This is a genomic window from Streptomyces sp. MnatMP-M17 (genome assembly GCF_900091995.1).
Taxonomy (GTDB): Bacteria; Actinomycetota; Actinomycetes; order Streptomycetales; family Streptomycetaceae; genus Streptomyces.
Genome location: NZ_FMDK01000913.1, coordinates 1 through 4,541, shown reverse-complemented (window position 1 = coordinate 4,541; position 4,541 = coordinate 1). Strand labels below are relative to the sequence as shown.

General features: G+C 69.7%; 5 protein-coding genes and 1 other RNA gene. 5 read left to right on the top strand and 1 reads right to left on the bottom strand.

The features are described from left to right. The first annotated feature begins 21 nt into the window (after positions 1 to 21). The 3 genes from GA0115259_RS33320 (at position 22) to ssrA (ending at position 2,212) form a co-directional block, all read left to right on the top strand. The gene (locus GA0115259_RS33320) at positions 22 to 1,176 is read left to right on the top strand and encodes a S41 family peptidase (protein WP_256098251.1); all 1,155 of its coding nucleotides are present in this window, start codon (positions 22 to 24) and stop codon (positions 1,174 to 1,176) included. Positions 1,177 to 1,210: 34 nt separating this feature from the next. Next, positions 1,211 to 1,690 carry an SsrA-binding protein SmpB gene (gene smpB / locus GA0115259_RS33315; RefSeq protein ID WP_066943406.1) on the top strand — a complete coding sequence of 160 codons (480 nt, stop codon included), beginning with the start codon at positions 1,211 to 1,213 and terminating at the stop codon, positions 1,688 to 1,690. A 136-nt stretch (positions 1,691 to 1,826) separates the two neighbouring features. Continuing rightward, positions 1,827 to 2,212: a transfer-messenger RNA gene (ssrA, locus tag GA0115259_RS33310) on the top strand. Positions 2,213 to 2,264: 52 nt separating this feature from the next. Here the strand turns inward: ssrA and GA0115259_RS39760 are convergent. Continuing rightward, entirely contained in the window at positions 2,265 to 2,450 is a 186-nt protein-coding gene (locus tag GA0115259_RS39760; protein ID WP_141716791.1) for a hypothetical protein, read from the bottom strand. A gap of 103 nt (positions 2,451 to 2,553) precedes the next feature. Here GA0115259_RS39760 and GA0115259_RS33305 point away from each other — a divergent pair, with 103 nt between their 5' ends. Both GA0115259_RS33305 and GA0115259_RS33300 read left to right on the top strand, forming a co-directional pair. Then, positions 2,554 to 3,513 carry a LysR family transcriptional regulator gene (locus GA0115259_RS33305; protein ID WP_256098250.1) on the top strand — a complete coding sequence of 320 codons (960 nt, stop codon included), beginning with the start codon at positions 2,554 to 2,556 and terminating at the stop codon, positions 3,511 to 3,513. A 167-nt stretch (positions 3,514 to 3,680) separates the two neighbouring features. Then, positions 3,681 to 4,463 carry a hypothetical protein gene (locus GA0115259_RS33300; protein WP_093603853.1) on the top strand — a complete coding sequence of 261 codons (783 nt, stop codon included), beginning with the start codon at positions 3,681 to 3,683 and terminating at the stop codon, positions 4,461 to 4,463. Positions 4,464 to 4,541 lie beyond the last annotated feature (78 nt).

Genomic DNA, 4,541 nt, shown 5'->3' with positions numbered 1-4,541 from the left:
GCCGAGGAGAAGCCCGCCCGCGTGCCCACCAGGAACGTCGCCGCCACGGCCGACCGCGACGAGGTCGCCAGGGCGGCGGCCGAGGCCATGGCCGACGGGAAGTCCGCGGCGGAGGCGGCCGAGGAGGTCGTCAGCCGCAGCGGCGACCGCTGGGGCGCGGTGTACGACAAGGAGCGGTACGAGGAGTTCGAGCAGGCCCTCGACGGTATGTACACCGGCGTCGGGATCGGCGCCAGGCGGACGGCCGACGGGCTGATCGAGGTGACCCGGGTCCAGCCCGGCGGCCCGGCGGCCCGGGCCGGTATCGGGCCCGGCGACATCATCAGGACCATCGACGGCGCCGGTGTCGCGCGGCGGCCGGTGACAGAGGTCATGGCGCTGCTGCGCGGCGGTACGAAGAGCCCGGGGGCCGGATCCACGGCCGGGACGGGAGCCGGGTCCACGGCCGGAACGGGAGCCGGGGCCGGGTCCGGATCAGCCAAGGGATCCGGACCCGGACCGGACACCGAGGGATCCGCGTCCGCCGCCGTCGGGACCACCGTCGTCCTGGGACTGGAGCGGGACGGCCGCTCCTGGACGAAGAGCCTGCGCCGCGCCAGGCTCGCCACCGAGTCCGTCACGGTGGACCGTATCGCCGACGGTGTGCTGCGGATCACGGTCGAGGCGTTCACCAAGGGCTCGGGCAAGCAGGTACGGGACGCGGTCCTCGCCGCGCCGGAGGGCATCGGCATCCTGCTGGATCTGCGCGGCAACGCCGGAGGGCTGGTCACCGAGGCCGTGACGGCCGCCTCCGCCTTTCTCGACGGCGGTCTGGTCGCCACGTACGACATACGCGGTGAGCAGCGCGCCCTGTACGCGGCTTCCGGCGGTGACACCGGCCGGCCCGTGGTGGTGCTGGTCGACGGCGGCACGATGAGCGCCGCCGAGCTGGTCACCGGCGCCCTCCAGGACCGCGGCCGGTCCGTCACGGTCGGTTCGCGCACCTTCGGCAAGGGCTCGGTCCAGATGCCGAGCCGGCTGCCCGACGGCTCCGTCGCCGAGCTGACCGTGGGCCATTACCGCACTCCGGCCGGCCATGGCGTGGACGGCCGGGGCGTCACTCCGGATCTGCTGGTGAGTGAACGCGCCCAGGAGCGGGCCACGACCGTACTGAGCGGTCTCGGCGGCACGCAGTAAAGAAGTTGCGCCGAGGTGCGAAAATGGCGGGACTATGGCTAAGGAAACAGGGCGCAAACTGATCGCGCAGAACAAGAAGGCGCGGCACGATTACCACATTCTCGACACCTATGAGTGCGGTCTCGTGCTGACCGGCACCGAGGTGAAGTCCCTGCGCCAGGGACGGGCCTCACTGGTGGACGGTTTCGTCCAGATCGACGGGCACGAGGCCTGGCTGCACAACGTCCATGTGCCCGAGTACAGCCAGGGCACGTGGACCAACCACACCGCCCGGCGCAAGCGCAAGCTGCTGATGCACCGCGCCGAGATCGACAAGCTGGAGTCCAAGTCGCAGGAGTCGGGCCATACGGTCGTGCCGCTGGCCCTGTACTTCAAGGACGGCCGGGCCAAGGTCGAGATCGCGCTGGCGAAGGGCAAGAAGGAGTACGACAAGCGCCAGACGCTGCGCGAGAAGCAGGACCGCCGCGAGACGGACCGCGCGATCTCGGCGGTCAAGCGCCGCCAGCGGGCCTGAGCGCCGGGCCGGGAGCGGGCCTGAGCGCCCAGGCCGGACTCCTTCGGCGGAATACGCTGGCACCGTCGCGCGCTGATCACGTACGATGGGTGCGCACCCCACAGCGGGTGCGCGCTCACGATTGAAAAATCAACATGGGGATGATCGGTTTCGACAGCGGATGTCGAAGCAGGGGAAGCGAGCCGAGGAAGCGGCAATGATCTCGTTAACCATATGTCGCAAACAATAATCGCCACTTCTAAGCGCGATTCCTCCGCCTTCGCCCTCGCTGCCTAACAGCAGCTAGCGAAGACTCCGCGGAGTGTCAGCCCGGGGCTGTTCCCGACCCGGATCCTGGCATCAGCTAGGGAACTAAACCACTGAGCCCGGTCACGGGGAGCAGTGGGAAAACAAACAGTGACTGAGCCCGTCGGAGACTTGTCCGCGTGATCTCCGGGGCTGAGAAAAGCGAAGCGGACTGCGCTCGGAGAAGTCCTGGTTCCGCACCGTTGGACGCGGGTTCGATTCCCGCCATCTCCACAATTCCCATGTGAACACGGACTGAGGCCCCACTGCTCCGGCAGCGGGGCCTCAGTCATGCCCGGGAGCGTGCCCGGAGCCGCGCGACGAGATTGCGCGCGAAGGCGAAGGTACGGGCGCGTGGGCGGTGGCGCGGGTGGGGTGTTCTTGGGGGCGCGTACGGGTCGTAGCGCTGGGCCAGGACCAGGGTGTGGCCCGTCACGGTCAGCAGCGGTGCTTCGGGTTCGGGTGTGTGCGGCATGCGTTCAGCCTCGGGGCTCCCGGTGTTCCCGGTCCAACACCTGGTCAGCGGCTATTTACGCGGCTGTGTTGTGTATCGTGTGCCGGCCGCTGTTCAATGCGGTGTGTTCCGAGATATAGAGCCACGGTTGCTCCGGGCCTTCACTGTTGTCGCGGAGGAGCTGCACTTCACGCGCGCCGCCGCCCGTCTGTATGTCGCCCAGCAGGCGCTCAGCCGTGATGTGCGGCGGCTGGAGCGGGAGTTGGGGACCGAGTTGTTCGTACGGACCACTCGGCAGGTGACGCTGACTGCCGACGGTGAGCGGCTGTTGCCTTATGCCCGGCGGGTGTTGGACGCGCAGGAGGAGTTGCTCGCGGCCTGTGCGAGTGGCGCGCGGGCGCTGCTCGTCGATCTCAACACCGAGGGCATGGGTTCCGGCCGGGTGCTGGAGCGCGCTCGTGAACTCGCTCCGGGCATCGAGCTGATGGCCCGGTTTCTGAGCGGACTCACCGGCGCCGCCGCCGAGATGCTCGCTGGGCGGCTCGATGTCTCGTTCGGCCATGTCGGCGGGCTCACGCCCGGACTGCGCTCCGGTCTCTCGCACCAGCTCGTCCGGTACGAGCGGCTGGCCGTGCTGCTGCCGTACGATCACCCTCTCGCCGAGCGCGCGGAGGTGGCACTCGACGCGCTCAGCGGTGAGAACGTGTACGCGGGCGCGGGCAATCCGGGGACCCAGGAGTGGACGGAGCTGGCGCGGCAGCTCTTCGCCGGGCGCGCCATCGGGATCGCACCGCCGGCGCCGATGGCGGTGGGCGCCGAGGAGTTCCGGCGGGTAATGACCAAGACCCGTGCGCCCGTACTCACCGTGGTGGATTTTCCGGAGCTGCCGGGAGCCGTACTGCGTCCGCTGGTCGATCCCGTACCACTGTCGCCGCTGTCGCTGGTGTGGCGGAAGGGACTGAATCACCCGGGAGTGGACGCGCTGCGTGCCGCCGCCACCGAACTCGCTGAAGAGGAAAATTGGCTTGATCTGTTCCCTGGAAGCTGGCTTCCCGCCGACTCGCCGCCAGTGTCACCGGACTGATGCACGGCAACCTCCGAAGCTGAACTCCCGGGCCACCTCACTGCGCTACATTCGTGCCCCGGGTGCGGTGTGGTAGGGGGGTACTCGGTCCGAGTGGGGGCTCGGTCGCCGCAGTGATATCCAGCCAGCCGCGTGGGACACCCGAAAACATTCAGTGGTGGGGGGATGTGCGCAGCACAGTGGACAAATGGCAAGAAGATGCCCGGACAGGGCATACGCATGAGCCGAACGATGTCACGATCGAGCTCGACGGCGTGGGCCGTCAGCTCTCCGAACTGCCCACGGGCACCCATCCCGCGCAGGAGTCAGGTACCGCGCGGGAAGCCGGTCCCGATCCCTCCGACGGCCCGGTCGGCCCGGTGTTCGTGGACGCCAGCGGCCGTCGCGGCAAGACATTCCGCCGGGCGGGCTGGGTCGTGGCGATCGCCTGTGCCTGCTACGCGGTGACGCTGGTCGTCGCGCTGATCGGCGGCAGCTCCAGCGCGCCCTGGCTTCAGATACCGGGCCTCGCCGACGAGAAGAAGTCCGACACCGCCGAGATACAGCCCACGCCGACGACCAGCGCGTCCGTCGGCGCGACGCCCGGCGCACCGGGTGTCACCACTCCCTCGCCGACCGACTCGAACGGCGAGTTCGTGCCACAGCCCTCGGAGAGCGTCACCACCGACGCCTCGGGCAAGCCGGTGCCCGGCACATCCGCTTCGTCGAAGCCGCCCGCCGATCCGGCGGGCGGTACGGGCGGCACCAAGCCCGATCCGGAGATACCGCCAGGCACCGGCGGCAACCCGGGCGGAGACAGCGGAGGCACCGGCGGCGTGCCTCCCACCGGCACATCCCCGGATCCGGACCCGCCGTCCACCGGGCCCAGTTCGCCGCCCGTCGAGACACCGCCGGTGGAAGGCGGTCAGCCGGAAGGCGGCCGGCCGATGGCCATGGAAGGCACGCGCTAGATGACCCACACCGGCAGACCCGCCGACAAATCCACCGGCAGCCGGCCCCGGCAGAAGAGCGGCGGCCAGGCCCGTCAC